18 protein-coding genes and 2 pseudogenes are annotated in these 21,505 nt (G+C 63.9%); 7 read left to right on the top strand and 13 right to left on the bottom strand.

The features are described from left to right. The 6 genes from shc to ACEN8U_RS02205 form a co-directional block, all read right to left on the bottom strand. Nucleotides 1-2,022, bottom strand: a complete 2,022-nt coding sequence (gene shc / locus ACEN8U_RS02230) for a squalene--hopene cyclase (RefSeq protein ID WP_310109975.1) — start codon at nucleotides 2,020-2,022, stop codon at nucleotides 1-3. Continuing rightward, on the bottom strand, nucleotides 2,022-3,329 hold the full coding sequence (gene hpnE, locus ACEN8U_RS02225) for a hydroxysqualene dehydroxylase HpnE (protein WP_310109976.1): 1,308 nt from the start codon (nucleotides 3,327-3,329) through the stop codon (nucleotides 2,022-2,024). The genes shc and hpnE overlap by 1 nt, the downstream gene beginning before the upstream one ends. 4 nt (nucleotides 3,330-3,333) lie before the next feature. Then, nucleotides 3,334-4,182 (bottom strand): presqualene diphosphate synthase HpnD, encoded by an 849-nt coding sequence (gene hpnD / locus ACEN8U_RS02220; protein ID WP_310109977.1) that lies wholly within the window; start codon nucleotides 4,180-4,182, stop codon nucleotides 3,334-3,336. A gap of 207 nt (nucleotides 4,183-4,389) precedes the next feature. Further along, a complete protein-coding gene (locus ACEN8U_RS02215; RefSeq protein ID WP_310109978.1) occupies nucleotides 4,390-5,328 on the bottom strand; it encodes a diguanylate cyclase in 939 nt (312 codons plus the stop codon). Continuing rightward, nucleotides 5,325-5,948: a chemotaxis protein CheC gene (locus tag ACEN8U_RS02210; protein WP_014972644.1), complete on the bottom strand. Its 624-nt coding sequence runs from the start codon at nucleotides 5,946-5,948 to the stop codon at nucleotides 5,325-5,327. Before ACEN8U_RS02210 ends, ACEN8U_RS02215 begins: the two co-directional genes overlap by 4 nt. Beyond that, nucleotides 5,941-6,309: a response regulator gene (locus ACEN8U_RS02205; RefSeq protein WP_013591254.1), complete on the bottom strand. Its 369-nt coding sequence runs from the start codon at nucleotides 6,307-6,309 to the stop codon at nucleotides 5,941-5,943. Before ACEN8U_RS02205 ends, ACEN8U_RS02210 begins: the two co-directional genes overlap by 8 nt. Before the next feature lie 671 nt (nucleotides 6,310-6,980). On the opposite strand from ACEN8U_RS02205, the gene ACEN8U_RS02200 reads away from it, so the two are divergent. After that, nucleotides 6,981-9,263, top strand: a complete 2,283-nt coding sequence (locus ACEN8U_RS02200; protein WP_310109979.1) for a hybrid sensor histidine kinase/response regulator — start codon at nucleotides 6,981-6,983, stop codon at nucleotides 9,261-9,263. Between the two features lie 463 nt (nucleotides 9,264-9,726). Here the strand turns inward: ACEN8U_RS02200 and ACEN8U_RS02195 are convergent. Beyond that, a pseudogene (locus ACEN8U_RS02195) lies at nucleotides 9,727-10,224 on the bottom strand (pentapeptide repeat-containing protein); the annotation flags it as partial. A 58-nt stretch (nucleotides 10,225-10,282) separates the two neighbouring features. Here ACEN8U_RS02195 and ACEN8U_RS02190 point away from each other — a divergent pair. Then, nucleotides 10,283-10,795: pseudogene (locus ACEN8U_RS02190) on the top strand (hypothetical protein); the annotation flags it as partial. Nucleotides 10,796-10,928: 133 nt separating this feature from the next. On the opposite strand, the gene ACEN8U_RS02185 reads toward ACEN8U_RS02190, so the two are convergent. Together ACEN8U_RS02185 and ACEN8U_RS02180 are read right to left on the bottom strand one after the other, a co-directional pair. Beyond that, entirely contained in the window at nucleotides 10,929-11,483 is a 555-nt protein-coding gene (locus tag ACEN8U_RS02185) for an NADPH-dependent FMN reductase (protein ID WP_028361305.1), read from the bottom strand. Nucleotides 11,484-11,965: 482 nt separating this feature from the next. Beyond that, nucleotides 11,966-12,097, bottom strand: a complete 132-nt coding sequence (locus tag ACEN8U_RS02180) for a hypothetical protein (protein WP_310109981.1) — start codon at nucleotides 12,095-12,097, stop codon at nucleotides 11,966-11,968. 305 nt (nucleotides 12,098-12,402) lie between these two features. On the opposite strand from ACEN8U_RS02180, the gene ACEN8U_RS02175 reads away from it, so the two are divergent. Together ACEN8U_RS02175 and ACEN8U_RS02170 are read left to right on the top strand one after the other, a co-directional pair. Further along, nucleotides 12,403-13,158 carry an RNA polymerase factor sigma-70 gene (locus ACEN8U_RS02175; RefSeq protein ID WP_310109983.1) on the top strand — a complete coding sequence of 252 codons (756 nt, stop codon included), beginning with the start codon at nucleotides 12,403-12,405 and terminating at the stop codon, nucleotides 13,156-13,158. After that, nucleotides 13,139-13,348 carry a zf-HC2 domain-containing protein gene (locus ACEN8U_RS02170; protein WP_310109985.1) on the top strand — a complete coding sequence of 70 codons (210 nt, stop codon included), beginning with the start codon at nucleotides 13,139-13,141 and terminating at the stop codon, nucleotides 13,346-13,348. Before ACEN8U_RS02175 ends, ACEN8U_RS02170 begins: the two co-directional genes overlap by 20 nt. A gap of 43 nt (nucleotides 13,349-13,391) precedes the next feature. Here ACEN8U_RS02170 and ACEN8U_RS02165 read toward each other — a convergent pair whose 3' ends face one another. The 3 genes from ACEN8U_RS02165 to ACEN8U_RS02155 all read right to left on the bottom strand — a co-directional run bounded on the left by ACEN8U_RS02165 (nucleotide 13,392) and on the right by ACEN8U_RS02155 (nucleotide 14,867). After that, complete coding sequence (locus tag ACEN8U_RS02165) at nucleotides 13,392-13,682, bottom strand: DUF1272 domain-containing protein (RefSeq protein WP_310109987.1); 291 nt, start codon at nucleotides 13,680-13,682, stop codon at nucleotides 13,392-13,394. Nucleotides 13,683-13,887: 205 nt separating this feature from the next. Beyond that, on the bottom strand, nucleotides 13,888-14,247 hold the full coding sequence (arsC, locus tag ACEN8U_RS02160; RefSeq protein ID WP_310109989.1) for an arsenate reductase (glutaredoxin): 360 nt from the start codon (nucleotides 14,245-14,247) through the stop codon (nucleotides 13,888-13,890). 332 nt (nucleotides 14,248-14,579) lie between these two features. Next, nucleotides 14,580-14,867: a hypothetical protein gene (locus ACEN8U_RS02155; RefSeq protein ID WP_413657224.1), complete on the bottom strand. Its 288-nt coding sequence runs from the start codon at nucleotides 14,865-14,867 to the stop codon at nucleotides 14,580-14,582. A 357-nt stretch (nucleotides 14,868-15,224) separates the two neighbouring features. Here ACEN8U_RS02155 and parA point away from each other — a divergent pair, with 357 nt between their 5' ends. Both parA and ACEN8U_RS02145 read left to right on the top strand, forming a co-directional pair. Then, on the top strand, nucleotides 15,225-15,887 hold the full coding sequence (gene parA / locus ACEN8U_RS02150; RefSeq protein ID WP_025599248.1) for a ParA family partition ATPase: 663 nt from the start codon (nucleotides 15,225-15,227) through the stop codon (nucleotides 15,885-15,887). A gap of 24 nt (nucleotides 15,888-15,911) precedes the next feature. Next, nucleotides 15,912-16,970 carry a ParB/RepB/Spo0J family partition protein gene (locus ACEN8U_RS02145; RefSeq protein WP_310111174.1) on the top strand — a complete coding sequence of 353 codons (1,059 nt, stop codon included), beginning with the start codon at nucleotides 15,912-15,914 and terminating at the stop codon, nucleotides 16,968-16,970. Between the two features lie 112 nt (nucleotides 16,971-17,082). Here ACEN8U_RS02145 and ACEN8U_RS02140 read toward each other — a convergent pair whose 3' ends face one another. Further along, nucleotides 17,083-18,432, bottom strand: coding sequence for a replication initiation protein (locus tag ACEN8U_RS02140; RefSeq protein WP_310111177.1), 1,350 nt, complete (start codon nucleotides 18,430-18,432; stop codon nucleotides 17,083-17,085). Nucleotides 18,433-20,264: 1,832 nt separating this feature from the next. On the opposite strand from ACEN8U_RS02140, the gene ACEN8U_RS02135 reads away from it, so the two are divergent. Further along, complete coding sequence (locus ACEN8U_RS02135; protein ID WP_310111179.1) at nucleotides 20,265-21,470, top strand: DNA-binding protein; 1,206 nt, start codon at nucleotides 20,265-20,267, stop codon at nucleotides 21,468-21,470. The last annotated feature ends 35 nt before the right edge of the window (nucleotides 21,471-21,505 follow it).

Genomic DNA, 21,505 nt, shown 5'->3' with positions numbered 1-21,505 from the left:
TTACATCCCGACGGCGACGCGCGTGAGCCCATTGCGCTTCAGGTGACGGTAACGCGCCAGCGCCCACAGCGGGAAGAACTTGCGATAGCCGTGGTAGCGCAGATAGAACACGCGCGGGAAACCGGTCGCCGTGAAGCGCGTCTCGTCCCACAGACCGTGCTCGCGCTGTTCGCGCCGCAAATAGCCGATGCCGCGCGCGACCGCCTCGTGATCGACCTCGCCCGCCGCCATCAGGCCCATCAGCGCCCACGCCGTTTGCGACGCCGTGCTCGGGGCGCGCTCGTAGCCGCGATAGTCCAGCTTGTAGCTCTCGCCGCCCTCGCCCCAGCCGCCGTCTTCGTTCTGGATCGACAGCAGCCATTGGGCAGCGCGTTTGATGCGCGGGTCGTCGTGCGGCATGCCGGCCGCGTTCAGCGAACAGAGCGCCGTCCACGTGCCGTAGATGTAGTTCAGCCCCCAGCGGCCGTACCAGCTGCCGTCGGCTTCCTGCTCCTTCAGCATGTAGTCGAGCGCGCGTTGCGCCGGTTCGCTGTTCTGCGGCAGTTCGCCGAGCTGCGCGAGCATCGACAGGCAACGGCCGGACACGTCCGCGGTAGGCGGATCGAGTAGCGCGCCGTGGTCCGAGAACGGAATGTTGTTCAGGTAATACTGCGTGTTCTCGGGCTCGAACGCGCCCCAGCCGCCGTCGCTGCTCTGCATGCCGACCACCCACTCGCGCGCGCGGGCAATCGCCTCGCGGTCCACGTCCGTCTGCGTCAGCGCCGCCGAGCGATGCATGGCCATCGCGACCACCGCCGTATCGTCGACATCCGGGTAATAGGCGTTGTTGTACTGGAACGCCCAGCCGCCCGGCCGCACGTTCGGCCGGCGCGAGATCCAGTCGCCGTGCACGTCGAGAATCTGCAGCGGACGCAGCCAGGCGAGGCCGCGTTCGGCCGCCTGCTCGGCGCGCGCCTCGCCGGTTTCCAGCAGCGCGTGCGCCGCGAGCGACGTGTCCCACACCGGCGACAGGCAGGGCTGGCAATACGCTTCGTCGTCCTTGATGACGAGCAGCTTTTCGATGGACTGACGCGCAATCGCCCGATTCGGATGATCGGCCGGATAGCCGAGCACGTCGTACATCATGACCGAGTTGGCCATGGCCGGGAAAATCGCGCCGAGGCCGTCTTCACCGTTCAGCCGCTGATCGACGAAGGCCACCGCCTCGCGCACCGCGCGCTCGCGCGTGGCTTTCGGAAAGAGGCCGTCCACTGCGCGCAGCACCGTGTCCACGACACGGAAAAAGCGGAACCAGCCCACGTGCTGATGCGGTGCGCGTTCCGGCATGCCGGTGTTCACGGGCGCCCCGCGGAACAATTCGTCGATGCGCACGCGGCGCGGATTGCGCGCCACCGGCCGCCTGGCGTTGAGCACGAGAAGCGGCACGATCACCGTGCGCGCCCAGTACGACACCTTTGACAGATGGAACGGGAACCACGTCGGCAGCAACGTGATTTCGACGGGCATCATCGGCACCGCGCGCCACGACACCACGCCGAAGAGCGCGAGCAGAATGCGCGTGAACACGTTCACGGCTTCCGCGCCGCCGTGCGCGAGAATCGCCTCACGCGCCCGGACCATGTGTTCGGCGTCCGCGGCGTCGCCGATCATCTTGAGCGCGAAGTACGCCTTCACGCTGGCGCTGATGTCGAGCGCGCCGTCCGTGAAGAGCGGCCAGCCGCCGTTGGGCAACTGGATGCGCCGAAGGTAGCGCGCAATTTTCTGCTCCAGCTCGATGTTCGGCGTCTCGCCGAGGTAATGGACGAGCAGTACGTACTCCGCGGGAATCGTTGCGTCGGCCTCGAGTTCGTAGACCCAGTGGCCGTCCGGATTCTGCGCGGCGAGAATCGCGTCGGTCGCGCGCGTGATGGCGGCGTCGAGCGCCGGGTCAAACGCCTGCGCCGCAGCGGGCGCGCTGCGCGCGTCGCCGGCGGGTTCGGACAGGGCGGCGCCCAGCAGGTGGGCTTGAGATAAGTCGTTCATCAGCGTTCCATCGGTTGATTCAGCAGCGTATCCGCGGCCTTCTGGCCGGAGCGGATCGCGCCTTCAATCGTCGCGGGCAGGCCGGTAGCCGTCCAGTCGCCCGCGAGCATCAGATTGTTCCAGCGAGTGCGCGTGCCGGGACGCAGCGTTTCCTGATCCGGCAGCGCGGCAAACGTCGCATGTCTATCGACCACCACCTGCCAGGCCGGCCGGGGCGCGGCGGGCAGATTGGCCGCCTGGGCGACCTCGGCCCACACGCGTGCTGCCAGCTCTTCGGCCGGCGTGTCGATCACGTGTTCCGCGCCATAGACCGTCGCCGACAGGCGTCCGTCGAACGCGAAGAGCCACTGCGCGGTGCCGTTGACGAGGCCGGTGACGGGCGGCAAGCCGAACGGCGGCTCGGCCGCGAAATACACGCTGACGGTCGCCGTGAAGCGGGTCGGCGCGCGCAGCCCCGGCACCAGCGTCTGCGCCACTTCCGGCGGCACGGCGAGCAGCACCGCGTGGTTCGCGTCGAGCGCGACAGTTCGTTCGGCGAAATGCAGCGCCTGCACGCGGGCCGCGCTTACGCCGGGTTTCACGGTGGCCTTGGCGCCGGCTATGGCGTCCGCGGCGAACACCAGTTTGTCGAGCCGCGAGCCGAGTTCGATCGTCGCGCCGCCATGCTGCAGCAGCCGCAACGCCGGGTCGACGAAAGCACGGCTCAAGCCATTGCGCGCAACCAGCGGCCGACAGGCCAGGCCGCCCGCGATCAGCGTCTCGCGCACCATCGCCGCAGCCAGTTCCGCCGACGCGTCCCGCGGCTCGACGTTGAGCATCGCGCGAAACAATGGCGCGAGCAGGCGGTCCCACAGCGGGCCGTTACTGCCCATGGTCTGCGCGACGCTGCGGCCGGGCTTCGCAAAAAAGAGCGGCAGCATGCTCAGATAATCACCCGGGCCGGTGTTCGGCACGCGTGCATGCGGGTCGAAGATCCACCATGGCAGCCGCCCGGCCGACAGGCGCACCGTCCAGCGCGCGCGCGTGGCCAGGTCGACAAACGGGAATTCCGGCAGCGCCGGCCCCGTCAGTTCATCCGCCGAGCCGATTGCCCGCAGGTAATTGAGCGTGGCGCTGTTGCCCGACATCATCAGGTGATTGCCGCTGTCGATCGTCGCGCCGAGCGTGGCGTCGTAATACGAACGGCAACGGCCGCCGGCCTGCGCGGCCGCCTCGTGCAACACGACCCGCGCGCCGCGCCGCTGCAACTGCACGGCGGCGGCGAGGCCGGCGAGGCCCGCGCCGACCACATGTACGAGCCTCGGCATCAGCTCAGAAAAGCGCGTAACGCGCGACGATCCACAGCAAGTGCAGCTTCGGCTTGCTGACTTTCGTGCGCGGAATGTCGAAGCCGCGCTCCAGCGTGCGCTCGAGCAGCACGCGGTACACGCCGGACATGATGCGCGGCGCGCGCACGTGGCCGCGCGGCTCGCGGTCCATGATTGCGTCGGAGGCGGCGAAGTGCTCCTGCGCGCGCGCGGCGAGCGTCGCGCACACGCGCGGCAGCGACGGGTCGTCGGCGATCTGCTGCGGGCTCTTGATCGCGATGCCTTCGCGCGCGAGCAACTCGCGCGGCAGATAGCAACGGTTGATGCCGGCGTCTTCGTCGATGTCGCGAAGAATGTTCGTGAGCTGCAGCGCACGGCCCAGATGGTGCGCGAGCAAACGGCCCGGCTCCTCCTGCATCCCGAATATTCTCACCGACAGACGGCCCGCCGCACTCGCGACGCGGTCGCAATACAGGTCGAGCGTGGCTTCGTCGGGCGCGCAGATGTCGGCGGCGGCGTCCATTGCCATGCCGTCGATCATCGCGTGGAAATCCTCGCGCTGCAGATGAAACGTGTGAATGTGCCGCGTGAGCGCGCGCAACGAGGCGCGCGGCGCGCCGGCATAGCACGCGTCGATGTCGGCGCGCCAGCGCTCGAGCGCGGCGGCACGCTCGGCGCGCGGCATGTCGCTGTCGGCGATGTCGTCGACAGCGCGGCAGAAGGCGTAGACCTGATACATCGCGTCGCGCTGCGCGGCCGGCAGGATGCGCATGGCGAGATAGAACGAGCTGCCGGACGTGGCGGCAGCGGCGTCGATTTCAGTATCGTCCACGACGAGATTGGAAACAGCCAAGACGATCTCCGCAGGAGGGCGCCCGCTGAAAGGCGTACAGGAATTGTGATGCCTCGCCGCAGGGGCGGGCGCCCGCGCGCGCGGACACGCGCGAAACAGACGGCTGGGAGGCCGGAAACGGCGAAAAGTATATCAACGTTTGTGAGACGGCGCAGTTTCGCCTGCGGAATATGGGGCGCGAGCGTTAGTGAGAGCCGCGGCAGGCGTTCACGTCAGCGCGACCGAGCGGTTGCGTCCCTGGCGCTTCGCGCTGTAGAGCGCCGCGTCGGCCTCGTTGATCAGCACCTCGTAGGCGGGCAAACCGGGGCGCGCCGCCGCGCCGCCGACGCTTGCCGTCACCGGCACGCTCGTGCCCTGCACCTCGACCGGCGTGTCCGCAATCGTGCAGCGGATTTTTTCGGCAACGCGCATTGCATCCTCGAGCGGCGTGCACGGCAGCAGCAAGGCGAACTCCTCGCCGCCGAAACGCCCAAACGTGTCCTGCGCTCGCACCACGCCGGCGACGCGCTGCGCCATCACGCGCAGCACGGTATCGCCGACGCCGTGGCCGAACTGGTCGTTGATCTTCTTGAAGTGGTCGAGATCGAACAGCAGCACCGACATGTCGCCGCCGTAGCGCTGCCAGCGTGTGTATTCGTCCTGCAGACGCGCCTCGAAGTAGCGGCGGTTGGCAATGCCCGTGAGCCCGTCGCGGTCCGCGTATTCCTGGAGCTTGGCGACGGCCTCCTCGCGCTCGCGCTGCACGATGCTCACGTGCGTCACATCGGAGATCGTCACGCACACGGCCACCACTTCGCGCTCGCGCGTGAGCGGCATGAAGGTGCAGTCCTGTTGCATGTAGTCGACGCCGCCGGTGATCGGCCGGTCGTGATCGAACTTGAACAGATAGGGCCGCTGCTCCCACGAACTGAACGCAAAGCTGCCCAACTGAAAGACGCTTTCGATCTTGCGCGACAACCAGACGCGCGGCAGTTCCGGAAAATGCGTGAACAACGACTTGCCGACCACCTGCTTCGCCGACAAGCCGCTGTGGTCCTGCATGAACCGGTTCCACATCAGCACGTTCATGTCGCGATCGAGCACGAAGATGCCGAAGCCGACCCGCTCGACCACCAGATCGCTCAACGACGGCGCGGGCGAATTCATAGGCTGGAGAGGAGCGCGTCGAGCGCGTCGTTCATGTGGCGAATGGACTCTTCCGCCATCAGCATCACGAGATGCGCGCGGAAGCTCTGGTCTTCGAGCGTGAAATTGACCTCGACGAGCAGCGCGACTTCCCATTGCAGCACGCCGGGCTGGAACACTTCGTCGAGCGTCAGTGCGTCGCCGAGCAGGCCGGGCGCGGAGAACACCGGCGTGCGGCCGAGCTGGTCCAGAATGCACGACACGCACGCGCCGGTGAGCACATTGGCGACGTCGAACATCAGTTCTTTCTGGCTCACCGATTCGTAGGCCGAGCGCGAGTAAGGGTCGCTCACGAGCGCGCACAGATCCTCGACGCTGTCGCTGCGACAGATCACGAGCGCTTCGCCCTTGATGTCCGAGCGAAAGCCCTGACGCACGGCGCTCACCGGATCCTGGATCCCGGTCATTTCCCTCAGCGCCTGCGCCGCCTCGCTGACCGCCACCACCCTCACGCGCGGCACCGACAGCTCGATGAACGAATCGAGCAGCCGTGCGAGGCGCGTCGCGGCTTGACCCATCGCCAGATTGGCGACCTCTTGCAGCGCGTCGCGCTGATCTTCGGTGAGGACTGGCTCAGACATACAACCCGTACTCCTTGAGGATGGGCAGTACCGCCTCCGGCGTCACGGGCTTGGCGACGAACGCCGCGGCGCCGAGCGCGCGCACGCGCGACTGGGCCATCGGCTGGATATCGGCTGAGACGACGATGACGAAGGTGTTCAGATCCTCATGCTGCAATGCTTCGAGCACCTGATAGCCGTTCATGTCCGGCATGGTCAGGTCGAGGAACATCACCGAGGCTTTCCCTTGGCGATACAAAGCGAGCGCTTCCCGTCCGTTCGAGGCGTAGGACACCTCGACGTCCCAATCCGCCGGCAATGCCTTGGTGAGCACCTTGCGGGCAAGCAGCGAATCATCGGCGATCACGATAGGCAAAGACATGGCGGGCAAAAGACGGAATAAGCTCGTTCGGGTTAACGGCGGGTGGTGGGAACTCTTTAGGGCGGAGTCTGACGGCGAGCGGCGACAGGCGCCTGCTGGAAGGCGCCTGTCGGCCAGGCGGGGATAAGGCGCGGCAGGGCGCGTTGGGCGAAAGCCGTGCGCGCGCAGAACTGCGCGCGCGTGCGGCGGACGACGGCTATGACCGGCATGTGCTGAGCCTACCCCGTAGATGAATCGGCGCGGCTCGCTCAATCTGGCTTAAGTCTTGCCGCGCGCGTGGTTCCGCGAACGCCCGGTGCTCACGCGCGTACGCATGATCCGGTGCCCTCGCGGCGTATGCGTTCGAACATGGCGGACGCACTTTTTGTCGTGGCGTCGATTCTCGAAGTAAACCAGCCGAAACGCAATACGCGCTATTCTCGCCTGGCTAACAATATCTTCCTGCATTATCCATTTTTCGAAAAGATACGCGCCGCATAATAATCGTTTCTATACCGTTTATACTTTTGTGTACGTTTGCGCTTCGTAATTCGTCACTGTTTTAAAAGTCCGATGAATTGCGCGTCCTACAGGCAAGCGCAGTCCATGACGGTAACTTCTACCGCCGTTCTGCGACTATGCTTCTCGTATCATCCTGTCTCTTTTCGCCTGGAAATGCCGAGCATCTGACAATGACACAAGACCGGTTCGATCCGCGCCGAGCGAGCCGCCGTTCCGCTGAAAGGCAGGGCGACGCCGTATTTCCCGCCGTGCCCGAACAGAATTTTCACGTGCGGCGCATTACGCTGATCGCGCTGCTCGTCGCCGCAGTCGTGCTTCCGTGTCTTTACGTCGCGGCAATGGCGTTTAACGACCTGCGCAGCCGCGAGGCCGACGCCACGGATATGACGCTGCGCACCGTGCGCGTCGCCGAGGAACATGCGCTGAAAGTGTTCGACATGAACGAAACGCTCGACACGCGCATCGTCGATTTGACGGAAGGTCTCGGCGACGACGGCATTCGCGCGCGCGAGGCGGCCATTCATCAGAAACTGCGCACCATGGGCGGCGGCTATCCGCAAGTCGCCGCCGTGTCGATTTTCGGCCGCGACGGCGCCTTGCTCGTGACGAGCCGGTTTTATCCGGCGCCGCCGGTTTCGATCGGGGACCGCGACGATTTCGTCGGCTTGCGCGAGGGCCGCGACCTCGAGCACGTCTCGAAGGTGATGTCGGGGCACGTCGCCGGCGAGCAGGTGTTCAACACCGGCGTGGAACGTCGCGCGCCCGACGGCACATTCGCCGGCGTGGTGTCGGTCGCGCTGCGGCCGAGCTATTTCGACGCGTTTTACCGCGAGTTGCTCGGCGGCACCGACGGCCTGCCGATGACCATGACCCTTGTGCGCACCGACGGCGCCGTGCTCGCGCATTATCCGCGCCGCCCGGGCGAGCCGAACGCGGTCGCGGCGGACTCGCCGTTCGCCGAGGCGATGAAGGAAGGGCGACGCGCGGGCGTGACGCGCATGCGCTCGAACATCGACGGCGACAACATGATCGTTGCATTCCGGCACGTCGGCTCGTATCCGGTCTACGTCATGTGCGGCTACCGTGCGTCGGCCATGTGGGCCGCGTGGTACCGGCATCTTGCGGTGCTGTTCCTCTCCATATTCACGCCGTCCGTCGCGCTCTGGTGCGTGATCTGGCTGTCGCTGCGGCGGCTCGGCGCCGAGGAAGAGGCGTGGGAGCGCTGGCAGGCGGAAGCCTCCATGCGTCGCTCGATCGAATCGGCGTACCGGCAGTCGCGCAAGATGGAGGCGCTCGGCACGCTGGTCGGCAGCGTCGCGCACGACTTCAACAATCTGCTGATGATCCTGTCGGCGAACGTGCAGATCGCGCGGCGCCGCGGCGCCAACGGGCTCGACCGCGAACTCTCGGCCATGGAGCGCGCGCTGAAGAGCGGCCAGTCGCTCACGCGGCAGCTGCTGGGCGTGGCGCGCAAGCAGCCGCTGCGCAATGAAACCGTCGCGCTCGACCGCTGGCTGCCGGCCTCTCGCGACCTGCTGCGCGCGTCGCTCGGCGCCAAGGTTTCGCTGGTGATGGATGTCGGCGTCGGCATCTGGCCGATGCGCGTGGACGTCGCGGAACTGGAACTCGCGCTCATCAACATCGCCGTGAACGCGCGCGATGCCATGCCCAACGGCGGGCGCTTTACCGTGCGTGCGACCAACATCACGTTCCGTCACGAAGACGGCTTTCCGCTGACCGGCGATTTCGTTCAGGTGTCGCTGGAGGACACCGGCGTCGGCATGGCGCCCGAGGTGCTCGCGCGCGCCTTCGAGCCGCTCTTCACGACCAAGGCGAAGGGCATGGGCACCGGGCTCGGCTTGCCGCAGGTGTTCGCCTTCTGCGAGCGCTCGGGCGGGCTTGCCGCGATCGACAGCGCTGTCGGCGCAGGCACGTCCGTGCGGCTCTATTTGCCGCGCGCGACGGAAGCGCCGGCAGTCGACGTGCCGGTCGAAACGGGTACCGAGGACGGTAGCGCACCGCATGGACTGCGCATTCTGCTTGTCGAAGACAACGAAGAAGTCGCGGCGGGCACCGAAGCGCTGCTGCAGATGATGGGCCACCACGTCACCTGCGTCCTGAACGCCGACATGGCTTTGCGCCTGCTGGACGACGGGCACCGGCAGCATAGCCGCACCGGCGAGCCGCTGCCGTTCGACGTCGTGCTGTCGGACATCCATATGCCGGGCAGTCTGAACGGCATAGACCTCGCCGAGGCAATCCGGGCCTTCGACGCCACGCTGCCCGTCATTCTCGTGACGGGCTACGCGGAGGAGCTCGATCGCGCGCGCCAGGTCAATGTGCGCGTGCTGTCCAAGCCTTTCGACATCGCGCTGCTGGAAAGCCTGCTGCAGGGAATCCAGCGGGAGCTCGCGCAGAGCGGACTGGATCCGGCGGCGCATCAGGTGCAATAGCGCACCGGCGGTTCCGGCGGGGGGCGGCTTGCCTCGTGCGCTCCGTTACCGCGGATTGTAAAAACGCACAGGCCGCGGCCAGCCGCGGGATTTCGTCGAGGGCCTTCGCGCCGGCCCACGGCTGCGGGCCGGCGGCGCGCGAGCCGCATTCCCGGCATGAAGGTTGCGGCATCCGGCAGGTAATGGGGACGGCGCGCCACGCGCTGTCCGTCCTACCCAAACGGGAGACAGCCATGCGACATACCGTGATTGGTTTATTCAACACCTATGCTGACGCCGAAGCCGCTCGCGACACCTTAGTGCAGACCGGTTTCGCTCGCGACACCATTGAATTGCAGGCGAACGCCGAGCCGTCGGTCGGCTCCGCCACCGAGGAAGTCGCCGGGTCGGGCGTGCTCGCCAACATCGAACGTTTTCTGTCGAGCCTCTTTGCCAGCGGCCCGCGCGCGCCCGAGACGGCACGCTACACAGAAGCGGTGCGTCGGGGCGCGGTGCTGGTCGTGATCGACGCCGCCAGCGAATCGCACGCGGAACTCGCCCGCAACACGCTGACGCGGCTCGGCGCGACCGATATCGGCGAGCGCTCGCCGGACTGGGGCACGCAAACGGCCTCCGAAAGCGCGCGCGAGCATTCGTTGCTGGACGAGTTGGGGATTGGCACGGGAACGGCGGGTAGTGCCGCGCCGGGTGCGGTGCGCGGGGCCCAAGGCGGCATGACGGGCGCCACCGGCCGGGAGACGAGCGCGACGACGTCGGCCGCAAGCGGAACCCTGCCGGCGGGCGGTGCGGGCGGTGCGGGCGGTGCGGGCGGTGCGGGCGCGCCGGGCGCGACCGGTTTCAGCGCCACGACGCCGTCTGCGGCGACGACTGATCCGCTGAGGACCGATCCTCTAACGGCCGATCCGCTGAGGTCTGATCCGCTGAGGTCTGATCCGCTGAGGTCTGATCCGCTGAGGTCTGATCCGCTGAGGTCTGATCCGCTGAGGTCTGATCCGCTGAGGTCTGATCCGCTCGCGCCCGATCCGCTCTATTCGACGTCCCCGCGCAGCACCGACGCCGAACCGTTTGTGCCGCCGCCGCTCAGCGAGCGTCCGGCAACCGATCCGCTCAGCGAGCCCCTACGCGACCCGCTAACCGGGGACGCCGGACGCAGCGCCATCGCCGCCGGCTCGGCGCCGGGCTCGGGCGCGGTCATGCAGCCGTCGGAAGTGGTCTCCGGCGCAGGGCATCCGACGGCGGGTTTGAGCGGCCAGATTCCAAACGAATATCTGGAGTACGAAGAAGACTTCCGCATCCATTACGACGAGCAGTATGCAGCCGACGACTCGCGCTACGAGGACTATGTGCCGGCTTATCGCTACGGCGCCGAGATCGGCAGGGACGTGCGTTTTCGCGACAGAGCGTGGGACGAGGTGGAACCTGAGGCGCGACGTCATTGGGAATCGACGTCGGCGGACAACAGCACGTGGGAGCGCTTCAAGCTCGCCGTGCGCCACGGCTGGGAACGCGTGACGGGACATCACCACGTATAGGAAGCAGAAACGGGGAAGCGGTAGCGGCGGCGCGCTTGGTGAAGCCTGAGCGCCGCCGCCGCATTTAACACGCAATTGGCACGCGATTAACACGCCACGGGCCTCACGGGCGCGCGTGGCCGTGCACCGCGGCTCAAGCGGCCGCGTGCCGCTTGACCCATGCGACGTAGCGGTCGACGAAACTCTGCAAGAACTTGCGCGTGCCTTCGTTGAGGATTTCGCCTTTCTCGTTGATGACCGCGGGGTCGTGCTTGATGAACACCTCCGGCTGCCCGAGCGTAGCCACGTCGAGGTAGGCGAGCACATTGCGCAGATGCTGCTGCGCGAGCGCAGTGCCGGTCGCGCCGACCGAAGTGCCGATCACCGCGCCCGGCTTATTGCCCCAGGAATTCGCGCCCCACGGGCGCGAGCCCCAGTCGAGCGCGTTTTTCAGCACGCCGGGAATGGAACGGTTGTATTCGGGTGTCACGAACAGCAGGCCATCGGCGGCCTCCACACGTTGTTTGAGCTGCCTCGCGACTTCCGGGAAATCGGCGTCGTACTCCTGGCTGTAAAGAGGCAATGAGCCGATATCGATGAACTCGAACGTGAGCTCGGGCGGTGCGAGCGAGATGACGGCTTGCGCCAACTGGCGGTTGAACGACTCGCGGCGCAGGCTGCCGACGACGACTGCGATATGTAGGGCCATGATTCGTTTCCTTGAATGAGGCGCTCGGGGCGCGAAGGGTACGAACTGTCCATCATAGGCAAAAAGCGCAGATCGGTGCTGGTTGAAGGCCGCGCGTGGCGCAATTGACGCAATAGCGTGACGGCTTTGCGCTAGCCCGGTGGATAAGCCCGCGGGCGGAAAAGTTATCCACAGATTTGCTGAATAACCTTGTGGATAACTGATACTTTTGCCTTGTCAATCAAGCCTGCCTCCGGCCTATATCTTTTGGAGGCAGCACGCCTTTTTCGGGATCGGCGGGGAGCTTGGTGGCGCGTATAGTTTTGCGCGGCGTTGTCGGGTCCTTCGGGAGCTGTTGTTCTCGACTCGACCACGTTCCTAACCGCTCATCGCTCACCTTGCCTTTTGATGTAACAAGGGCGCCGCTTGGGCGCCCTTTGCCTGCGTGGGCTCTTGTCCGCCCCGGCACAACGATGCGCGTCGGGACTACAGCCGCCAATGGCTTAGTTGCCAAAAAACACGTTGCAGTAAGACGCGGGGCCGTTGCATTGCGACGGAGCGACGGCTTGCGCGACGCCCGACGCGGCAGCGAACAGGGCAATGGAAGTGATCAGGGCGGACAGAATGCGTTTCATGGTGCTACTCCTCGTGGGGTTGGCTTGCGATCCCGGTTGATCGATGGGTGAAGAATAGCGACTCAGCGCCTGCGTAAAAACGCGCAAGTCGGGAAGACATCTTTTCGGATTTTGAAATAGTGGACGCGGCGCGCTGACGCTGAAAGGGGGCGCTGGGCTTCTACTTCGGCTTTGCACGTATCGGGAATGTGGCCACGAGGCGATCCTGTCGCCTTTTCAATTTTCACAATAATGCGTTTCCGTTTGTCATACGGGCTCGCGAGATCCGACAAGGTCATTGAGTAACCCACCGCGAGAAGCCGCACATGTTCAATACCGATTCGCTTGCGCTGCAACCTACGGCAGAATGGCGCACGTGTTCGAACCCCGTGCGAGATCATCGCCCCGCTCATGAGCGACAACCATTCAAACGAAAACATTTGTCTTCCGCGAAGCGCGGAGCGGAGCATCTCGTGGCTCGCGTGAGCGAATCGGGATTCGACGATCCCGTCTATCTGACGCAACTGCGCCGGGACCTGGTGCGTTTCGCCCGTCTCCAACTGCGCGATGCTGCCGCAGCGGAAGACGCGGTTCAGGAAGCGCTCGCCGCTGCCTGGACACAGGCGGACCGGTTTGCCGGACAGTCCGAGCATAAGACGTGGGTTTTCGGAATTCTCAGGCACAAGCTCGTGGACACGCTGCGCGCCCGGCAACGTACCGTGAATCTCTCTGCGTTGGAGTCGGAACTCGAGGACGAGGCGCTGCTCGACCGCGAATTGTTCAAGGACAACGGCCACTGGTCGCAACAGACCAAGCCCCGACCTTGGCCGACGCCTGAAACGGCGTTGCGCCAGCAACAATTCTGGATATTGTTCGAGATGTGCCTGGAACATCTGCCTGAGCACATCGGCCGCGTTTTTATGATGCGCGAATTCCTCGACCTGGACATTGAAGCAATCTGTTCCGAGCTGCGGATGACGGCCAACCATTGCAGCGTGCTGATTTATCGGGCGCGGCTGCGCTTGCGCACCTGCCTGAGCGAGAAGGGCCTATCCAGCGAGGATGCCAATGGGGAAGTGTAAGAACATCACGCGCCTGCTGTCCGACGCGCTCGACCGCTCTTTGTCGACGGGCGAGTGGGTCGCCATCCGGCTGCATTTACCGACATGCAGCGGCTGCCGCAACTATCGCAAACAGATTCGGTTGCTGCGTGAAGCGGCTCATACGATGAGCGGCATTTCCATGTCGGACACGGCAGGCAGCGACGATTGAGCTCGCGCTAGCTTGCAATAGCGCCAATGTCGTGACGGGCGCTTTACCGTTCGCCAGGCGGGGTGTCGCGATAGCGCTCGAAGAAGCTGGCGTGCGACGCTTCATCGATTGCGATCGGGCTTCGCTCACTGCGGGCCGGGTGTTTTGCCAACTGCGCGCGAGTGCGTATCGGCCGACGCTCGAAATTGCCGCCGCAGTTCGGACACACGTTGCGCAAGGCGGTGAGTGCGCAAACTTCACAGAAGGTGCACTCATAGGTGCAGATCATCGCGTCGGGTGCATTCGGCGGCAGTGACTTGCCACACCCTTCGCAAGACGGTCGTAGTTCCAGCATTCAGACTCCGCATTTCTGTTCGACTTTGTGCTTTCATGCACGGCACTCTTACGACGGCGAACGATTTGCCGTCGAGCACTGCGCCAGTTTAAGTGGCGGGCGCCGGAGGCAAGTGACACTCAGGCGTCAATTGCTGCCAGCGGTGCGGCGAGGCTCCTCGTCCTGCTTTTGCGTTTGCCGCCGATTGAAGTTTGCCGTGGCGGCGTCACGCGAATAAGGTCGCTACGTTTTCGGGTGGTCGCCCGATTACCGCGCGCCCGTTCCGCACGACAATCGGTCGCTGCAGAAGGATCGGGTGGGCGGCCAATGCTTCGTATAACTGAGCGTCGGAAAGCGTCGCGTCGGAAAGGCCCAGTTCTTTGTACTCCGGCTCAGAGTCGCGAATCATGTCCCGGACGGGGCAGCCTAGTTGCCCGTTTAGCTCCTGCAACTGCTCGACCGTGAGCGGCTGCTTCAGATATTCAATAACCTCGGTCGGTTCCTGGTCGCGGTTGTACGTGGCGGTGATCAACTCGCAAGTCGATCGGGACTTCGAGCAGCGGGGGTTGTGGTAGATGGTGATCATTGCAGCTTGCTTGGTGATTTGGTTGGATCGCGGGGTGAGCGGCGGTGACCGGGTCGGGTGACGGATGGTTGGATTTTAGCCGGTCGTGGATGGTGGCTGGGGCGACGGTTCCATTGGGTGGCCGGCTTGCTGTGCGTCCTCGCGGTGCGCCGTCGGGATTCGGGAGTTTATGCGCATAAACCGCCCGCGGAAGAAGATGGACATCCGTCGGCTTCTCTGCCGCGATGCGGAGGTAAGAGAACCGTGGGGTTCGAGCAACGTTGGGCTGTGTCGCTGAGTCACGGGAACCCGCGCGTGGGTGGCGGCTTGATCCTTGTCGGCTTCGTGCACGCCTAGTCGCGACACGGAAGAGTCGCGGCGCGCCCCAGGCTGTCGCTGTCGCTGTCGCTGTCGCTGTCGCTGTCGCTGTCGCTGTCGCTGTCGCTGTCGCTGTCGCTGTCGCTGTCGCTGTCGCTGTCGCTGTCGCTGTCGCTGAGGCTGTCGCTGAGGCTGTCGCTGAGGCTGTCGCTGAGGCTGAGGCTGAGGCTGAGGCTGAGGCTGAGGCTGAGGCTGAGGCTGAGGCTGAGGCTGAGGCTGAGGCTGAGGCTGAGGCTGAGGCTGAGGGCCCAGTTTATGCGCATAAACCGCCAGGACTAGCCGCCCCCTTTCGCCCGGGCGCGCGCCGTGTGCGCCTGGGGTCCCGCGTATGCGCCGCCCAGATCCTCAGCACCGTCCTGAGAGCGCCGGCATCACATGCCGGTGCCCGCGCGCTCCTCTAACTGGCGGACTTCGGCGTCGGACTGAACCTCAGCTTGAGCCCTCACCATACGAGACGACAGGGCAAGGAAGACACTTCGCTCAGCGCCGTTTCTCTGCCCCCAATCTTTATGCGCATAAACCTGGCCGTTCGGCTATTTCCATCTCCTTTTTAAAAGAAACGATTGAAATGAGAAATCAACCAGGTAAAATCCATCTGCGTCTAAAAAAGGAGGTGAACATTGGCAGCGGAAATCATCGCGGTAACTCAGCAGAAAGGTGGGGTCGGGAAGAGCACAATCGCGATGCACCTCGGGGCGGCCTTTCATGAGAGGGGCAAAAGAGTCCTGGTTGTCGACGCCGATGGTCAGAACACACTCATCCACTGGGCCAGCGCCTCATCCGACGGCGACACCGGCATACCGTTCCCCGTTGTAAATCTTTCCGAGGCCGGCAGTCAGATTCATCGTGAGATCAAGAAATTCGTAGCGGACTACGACATCATCGTCGTCGATTGCCCGCCTTCCATCACAGAGAAGGTGTCGGGCGTGGTGCTATTGGCGGCGAGCGTTGCCGTGATACCGACATCATCCTCACCCGCTGATTACTGGTCGAGCGTCGGCCTCGTCAAGCTCGTCCAGCAAGCACAGGTCATGAACGAAGATCTGCGCGCGGTGTTCCTGCTGAACAAGACCGAAGAAAAGCGGATGCTGACGCGCGAACTCAAGCGCGCGTTAGAGGAACTCGGGTTCCCCCTCCTCAAGACCCAGATCCCAACGCGGGAAGCCTACAAGCAGGCCATGGCGTTGGGCCAGACAGTACTCCAGATGAGCGACCGCGGCGCCAAGCTCGCGGCCATCGAAGTGAGGGCGTGCGCGAACGAGATCGCCGCTTTGCTCCCCTGAGTTTATGCGCATAAAGGACCCTGAATGAAACCCTCCCAATTCGCCAAAGGCTTTCAAGCACGTCCTGATACGACCAGCAGCGAGAAACGAACTGCCCTGGATCGTCTGAACGCCATCGATGGTTTGGTCAAGAACAATGCTCCGAAGCCGCCGGATGGAACCGCTCGGACTTTGTCGTCCGTCGTCTCGCCGATGTCCGCCGACCTCGACTCCGTCGATACGGAAAACGAGTCCGCCGCCTATCGTGCGTGGAGATTGCAGCACGGCTACCGCCCCGGCCAGGTCATCGAACTCGCGCTGAAGACCATCAAGCCGAGCCCGTTCAATCCGCGGCATTTCTATCTGAAGTCGTCCATTGCCGAGCTGGCCGTCAACCTGGCGAAGCAAGGGCAGCAGCAGGCAATCCATGTCATTCCCGACTACGACAACCCCGGCACGTACTTCGTCAGCGACGGCGGCCGACGCGTGCGCGCGCTGAAGGAAGCGAACAAGGAAACCGTAAAGGCGATCGTGATCGATCTGCCGATCGGATTGGAAAGCTACAAGCTCGGCTACGATCTGAACGTCCAGCGCGACTCGCAGACGGTGTTCGACAACGCCGTCGTCTGGAAACGCTTTCTTGACGATCGTCATTTCCAGAGCCAGAAAGAACTCGCAGAGCATCTCGGCCTGGACGAGTCGACGGTCGCGGTGGCACTGTCAATCGCCAAATTGCCGGAGACCGTCATGCAAGAGATGGTGGCGCGCCCGGATCGCTTCGGTTCGAACATGGCTTATCAGGTGGGCCGCTACCACGCCGCCCGCGGTGCGGACGCCACGCTGCGGCTCATCAACAAAATTCTCTCCGACGACCTGAGCACGCGGCAGGTCGCCGATATCGTCAAGGGCAGGGCCACCACGCAGGAAAGCGCCAAGCCGGCGGGCAGGCAACGCTACGCGCAACGGCTGGAGATCAAGCTGGACGGTGTGGCAGTGGGCGACCTGAAGTCGTACGGAGATGACCGGCTCGAGCTACGGCTCAAAGGTCTCACGCGCGAGAAGCGCGACGACATCCTTCGCCAGATTGAAAAGATGTTGAAGTAGCAAATGCAGAAGCAGCAGAAGTAGCAGCACTCAGCGGCGGCACAACGGCTACTGCCGATGGCCGCCGCCACAAACGCCGCGCGGCCGCCAGACGATCAGGCGGGCATGCACCTCACGCCGCGCGCGACTGGCTCAACGTGAAGGCGAGCAGATCGCCGTCCGTCGGTTCGCCCCAGGTCTTGCGCGCGAGCCAGTCGAAGAAAGCGGTTTCGACAATCTTCGAGTCCAGCCCGCGGCGGCGCCAGTCGTCGCGCATATGAGCGCCGAGGCCCGGCAACGCCTCTTCCTCGAAAGACTGCCGCGCAATTTCCCTCTCAGACTCGCCCTGTTCGTCATACAGTTCGCGCGCTTCCTTGCGGCGATAGGCGGAGTATTCGCCCAACAGACGCGCCTTCAGGTCGTCGGCAGGGGCCGCCACCGCAGCCTTGGCCCCGCCCGTGGACGGAACGGCTTCGACCGGCGGTGCGTAGCCCTTCTTGAGCGCGTCCTTGAAGAGCGCCGGCGCGCTGCGGACCGGCGGCAATGACGTGCTGCGCATGCGTTGCTCCGTCATCTGCAAAGCCGCGCGGATCCGGTTTTCCTCGCTGTCCGCGTAGAGCGTTTGCGCCTCTTTCAGCGGAATGCCGATCTTGACCATTCGGTCCACCAACGTGCTGTCGAACACGTTCGGGTGCTCGTCGAGCGCGAGCATCGGCTGCTTGCGCTCGGTCACGCGAAACTGGATCTCAGCCACGCGCCGGCCTTCGCGATGTTCGATCAGCTCGACGAAGATATTCGTGACGGCGTTGACCTCGGCGATTGCCGGCCGCAAATAGTCGCGCTTGAAGTACTTGTACTCGCGCTTTGCCTCGTCGCCGGCTTCCGTGTCGGGCGTACCTGACAGAATGGGACGCCACCATTCCCACGATTCGCGCATCGTCAAATGGCTGGGATTGGTCAGATAGCGCACGCAGATTTCGTACAGCGCAAGGCCCGCGCTGCTGCGCAACTGACTCTGGAATTGCAGGCTCAAGCGCGCGTACTGGACCGGGTCGAGCAGCTTTTTCTTGATCTTGGGCGCAAACGAAAACTCCACCCAGACCCGGCGCGTGGTCGGATCTTCGAGAATTTCCGCGTCGGCGATCAGCGTCGAGATGCCCCATTTGCGGCCTGGCTTCTGGCTGGAGGTGCCCGTGCTCCACTCGACCTGGACCGAAACCATGCGCCGCAGGTGCTCCTTGACGAGCGCGGTGTCGTTGGAGTCAAACGCGGAATTGGCCACAATGTCGGACAGCAACGCGCGATAAGTGTCGCCCGATTCGTCCGCCTGCTGGGCAACGGCCAGCAGCACATTGAAGAGCTTGCGGGTCAGCAACGTGATCTTGCCGCTCTTGGGCTGAATCGCGATCGCCTCGACGGCCTTGCGCAACTCCGCCGAGCTGGGGCTGACTACATCGGTTTTCTTGGCGCGCTTCGTGGCCATGCGTCTGGTCAAGGAGGATTTGGCGAGAGCATACCGACTGTGGTGATACGCGTCTATAGCGCGGCGCTCACCGTTGCGGGTGATGGCAGCTTACGCGACGCGACTCACCTGGGGCGACTCCCGAAAACCCTCACCTCATGATTGCACGCAGGATTCCGGCGATCCTTTAGCGTCGCGGGTTGGGAAAAATCGGGAGATTTCTCCCATGCGCCGAAAGGGGAACGTCTCATCCCGAATCTTCTCACCACAAAAATTTTTTGCGCTTTCGACCATTGTGCCTTGGCGCCGCAGCCCTGGCGCTCGTCCCCACGCATCGACAGTTTTATTGACACGTGCCCACTTCCAGTGCGATGCACGTCGTCGTTCGCCCACGCTCGCGACGGTTCTTGACTGACCCCTCGGACGCCCATGTCGAGGCTGGGCCTCAATAAGCTCGTCCATCTCCTGTAAAGGCTCACCGTTGAGGAGCTGGAGCGCTCCGCATGGCGCGGGTGTCGCAAGCACAATGCGTTAGACGCGGATATAAACCGTCCCGGAAACGCTCACCTTAGGACCGTAACCCCGTCGCGAGATCCGCGAAAACGCACGTTCCCGAAAACCCTCACCTTTCGTTGAATTCTCCAGTTTCCTTTTAATTTTCAATTATTTAGCCCACTCACACAGCGGACACACGGCGTGCTCATGCCATGACGTTCTCCCGTAAAGCCTCACCTTAAGGGCAGACCGCTGTTGTCCTCGGCCCTTTACCCCGCTAGAAACGGTCCCGAAAAACCTCACCTTTACGATTCACGTAGCCGCCGCAGCCACAAAAAGAAGCCCCATCCAGAGCACATTTCCGGCATGCAGATGGTGCCAGGCTCCCGGATCACCTCACCTTTGTCGTTAGATGCCACCGAAAACAACTCCCGAAAAGCCTCACCTCTGGCGACCAGCGACTCCAATTTCCCATGAGGCGGCCGACACTGAGCACGACTCCCGTATTTGCTCACCTTTCGGCCGGATGTCGAACTTTCCTCCATCGCCGCCATGCGGACGCAGCAGCGCGTGTCCCGGGAAGCTCCCGAAAAAGCTCACCTTGGCCCTTGCATTGCACAAAATTGAGGCAAAAGCGGCTCGCAAGCCCCGTAAAACCTCACCTTCGCCTGGCGTTTTCTCCTGTCCCGGCTCACCTCGAGGTTTTTTGAGGCCCGGACACCGATAAAAACAGGCCGTTTGAACGGTCCCGAAAACGCTCACCTTGCCGCTGACGGTGCCTGGACTCGTCCGCGCGCACAGCCGGGGACTTGCCGCCGGTTTGCTCCCGGAAAACCTCACCGTCGCCTGTTTTGCCACAAAAGGGCGCTTCCTGAACCCGCTCACGATCTGTCCCGCAGCTGCTCACCGGTGTCCCCGAACCCCATCACTTCAGATTCCCGCAAGACCTCACCAAGCCTCCCGGAAAGCTTCACCTTCACGGCCGGTAAAGCCCGCCAGGTAAGGCTTTGCCATGGCGTTAACGGTTTTAACATGGGTTCAAAGGTGTTTATATTTATTACTCTCAAGCCCGAGACCCGCGAGTCCTTCGGATAGACCCCTAACCCAACGTCGGCCCTTGCTTGCGTATCGTGAAACAGTGCGCGATGTGTCTACGAACTCATAATTCCCTTTATGAACAATCGCTTATTAGATGTTCTTAGTTTTGTTTCACGGAAAAGGCGACCTCGTGCGGTACAGCAAAGGGAAATAAACCGCGCGTCGGCCCTTTTGCCTCTCACGGCAACACAAGAGCGAAAAACTGTAGCGTTCGATACGTAAATTGTTATGATTCGTGCAATCACGTAGACGAGGCCCGTATGAATCTGGACGATGAACGCCGAGCGATCCGCGAAGAGCTCGACACCCTGCGGTCTGCCGGGGCGCGACGGCAGGAGCTGTCGCTGCACGCCTGCAAGCGATTGTTCTTTGATCTCGGCATACGTCCGTCAATCGCAGCCGTGCGCGATCTCACGCAGACGGGCAGTGCGAGCGACATCCCGAAGGACATCGATCACTTCTGGGAGCGCATTCGCGACGTGTCGCGCATGAAGGTCGGCGCCGGCGCCATCCCGAAAGCGTTGGAGGAGCGCGCCGGAGAACTGCTGGGCGCGCTTTTCGAAGAAGCCGTCGCGCAGGCACGCAGCGCCTTGGATGCCGAGCGCGAGGAAGTCCGCGCCCAGATCGCCGCGGCCGAGCAACGTGCGCGCGATGCGGAAATCCGCCGCGACGCCGCCGACGACGCCATCAAGCGCAGCGAGCAACGGGCAGAATCGGCGTGGGAACGCGTTCGAGCACTGGAGGCCGAGCTTTCGAGCGTCGCGACACATGGCACAGCTCACCAGGAAGGCCTGCAGGCTGCGGTTCGTCGGCTGGAACAGGAAAACCAGACGCTTCGCCAACGCGTCGACCGCGAACAGGCGACGAACGCGACGCTGCGCGATCGCATCGACGCATTGCACGTCGAGCTGCGCCAGAGCACCGAGCATTATGCGCAACAGATCAAAGACGCCGTCGCGGAGGCCGAGCGCCGCGTCAAGCCGATGCTCGTCGAACTGGACTCGCTGCGCAGCATGGCCGCGACGTATCAGTCCGGCGTGCGCGACGCGAGTCGCAAGGAATTCGAGTTCATTCAGCAACTGGCGGCCGCCAAAGCACGCGGCGACCGGCTCGACGCCCAGTTGCGCGAACAATCGGACGAGCTGGATGCGCTGACGAAGGAACTGGCGACGCTGCGCAGCCAGCAAGGTATCGATCCCGCCATTGGCAGTCTGCTCTATTCGCTCGTGCAGGCGGGTCGTCTCACGAGCGACGAATTGCACACCATCGGCACGGCGGCAGATGGCCATGTGAGCTTGCCGCTGCGTTGTCCCAAGTGCGAGGAAGGTGAGCCGGAACTGTCCCAGGTGGATCACCGGTTCGAATTGCAATGTCCGGAATGCGAGCATTCGTCGGGGCCCGGCGATTCACGGCTGGAAGCGGTGAGCCGGTTTTTGTCGCGCGGCGCACTGTCGACGACCGCCTGAAGCGAGCGTGCGACAGTCGCGAAAGGTGAGGAAAT

The organism is Paraburkholderia phenoliruptrix (assembly GCF_047325075.1).
Taxonomy (GTDB): Bacteria; Pseudomonadota; Gammaproteobacteria; order Burkholderiales; family Burkholderiaceae; genus Paraburkholderia; species Paraburkholderia phenoliruptrix.
This window is presented reverse-complemented; position numbering and strand designations above follow the sequence as displayed.

What these genes read in the sequence shown, in the direction of transcription:
- shc (WP_310109975.1), bottom strand. Translation starts at nt 2,022, where the DNA reads ATGAACGACTTATCTCAAGCCCACCTGCTGGGCGCCGCCCTGTCCGAA.
- hpnE (WP_310109976.1), bottom strand. Translation starts at nt 3,329, where the DNA reads ATGCCGAGGCTCGTACATGTGGTCGGCGCGGGCCTCGCCGGCCTCGCC.
- ACEN8U_RS02215 (WP_310109978.1), bottom strand. Translation starts at nt 5,328, where the DNA reads ATGAATTCGCCCGCGCCGTCGTTGAGCGATCTGGTGGTCGAGCGGGTC.
- ACEN8U_RS02210 (WP_014972644.1), bottom strand. Translation starts at nt 5,948, where the DNA reads ATGTCTGAGCCAGTCCTCACCGAAGATCAGCGCGACGCGCTGCAAGAG.
- ACEN8U_RS02205 (WP_013591254.1), bottom strand. Translation starts at nt 6,309, where the DNA reads ATGTCTTTGCCTATCGTGATCGCCGATGATTCGCTGCTTGCCCGCAAG.
- ACEN8U_RS02200 (WP_310109979.1), top strand. Translation starts at nt 6,981, where the DNA reads ATGACACAAGACCGGTTCGATCCGCGCCGAGCGAGCCGCCGTTCCGCT.
- ACEN8U_RS02185 (WP_028361305.1), bottom strand. Translation starts at nt 11,483, where the DNA reads ATGGCCCTACATATCGCAGTCGTCGTCGGCAGCCTGCGCCGCGAGTCG.
- ACEN8U_RS02180 (WP_310109981.1), bottom strand. Translation starts at nt 12,097, where the DNA reads ATGAAACGCATTCTGTCCGCCCTGATCACTTCCATTGCCCTGTTCGCT.
- ACEN8U_RS02175 (WP_310109983.1), top strand. Translation starts at nt 12,403, where the DNA reads ATGTTCAATACCGATTCGCTTGCGCTGCAACCTACGGCAGAATGGCGC.
- ACEN8U_RS02170 (WP_310109985.1), top strand. Translation starts at nt 13,139, where the DNA reads ATGCCAATGGGGAAGTGTAAGAACATCACGCGCCTGCTGTCCGACGCG.
- ACEN8U_RS02165 (WP_310109987.1), bottom strand. Translation starts at nt 13,682, where the DNA reads ATGCTGGAACTACGACCGTCTTGCGAAGGGTGTGGCAAGTCACTGCCG.
- arsC (WP_310109989.1), bottom strand. Translation starts at nt 14,247, where the DNA reads ATGATCACCATCTACCACAACCCCCGCTGCTCGAAGTCCCGATCGACT.
- ACEN8U_RS02155 (WP_413657224.1), bottom strand. Translation starts at nt 14,867, where the DNA reads ATGCGCATAAACTGGGCCCTCAGCCTCAGCCTCAGCCTCAGCCTCAGC.
- ACEN8U_RS02145 (WP_310111174.1), top strand. Translation starts at nt 15,912, where the DNA reads ATGAAACCCTCCCAATTCGCCAAAGGCTTTCAAGCACGTCCTGATACG.
- ACEN8U_RS02140 (WP_310111177.1), bottom strand. Translation starts at nt 18,432, where the DNA reads ATGGCCACGAAGCGCGCCAAGAAAACCGATGTAGTCAGCCCCAGCTCG.
- ACEN8U_RS02135 (WP_310111179.1), top strand. Translation starts at nt 20,265, where the DNA reads ATGAATCTGGACGATGAACGCCGAGCGATCCGCGAAGAGCTCGACACC.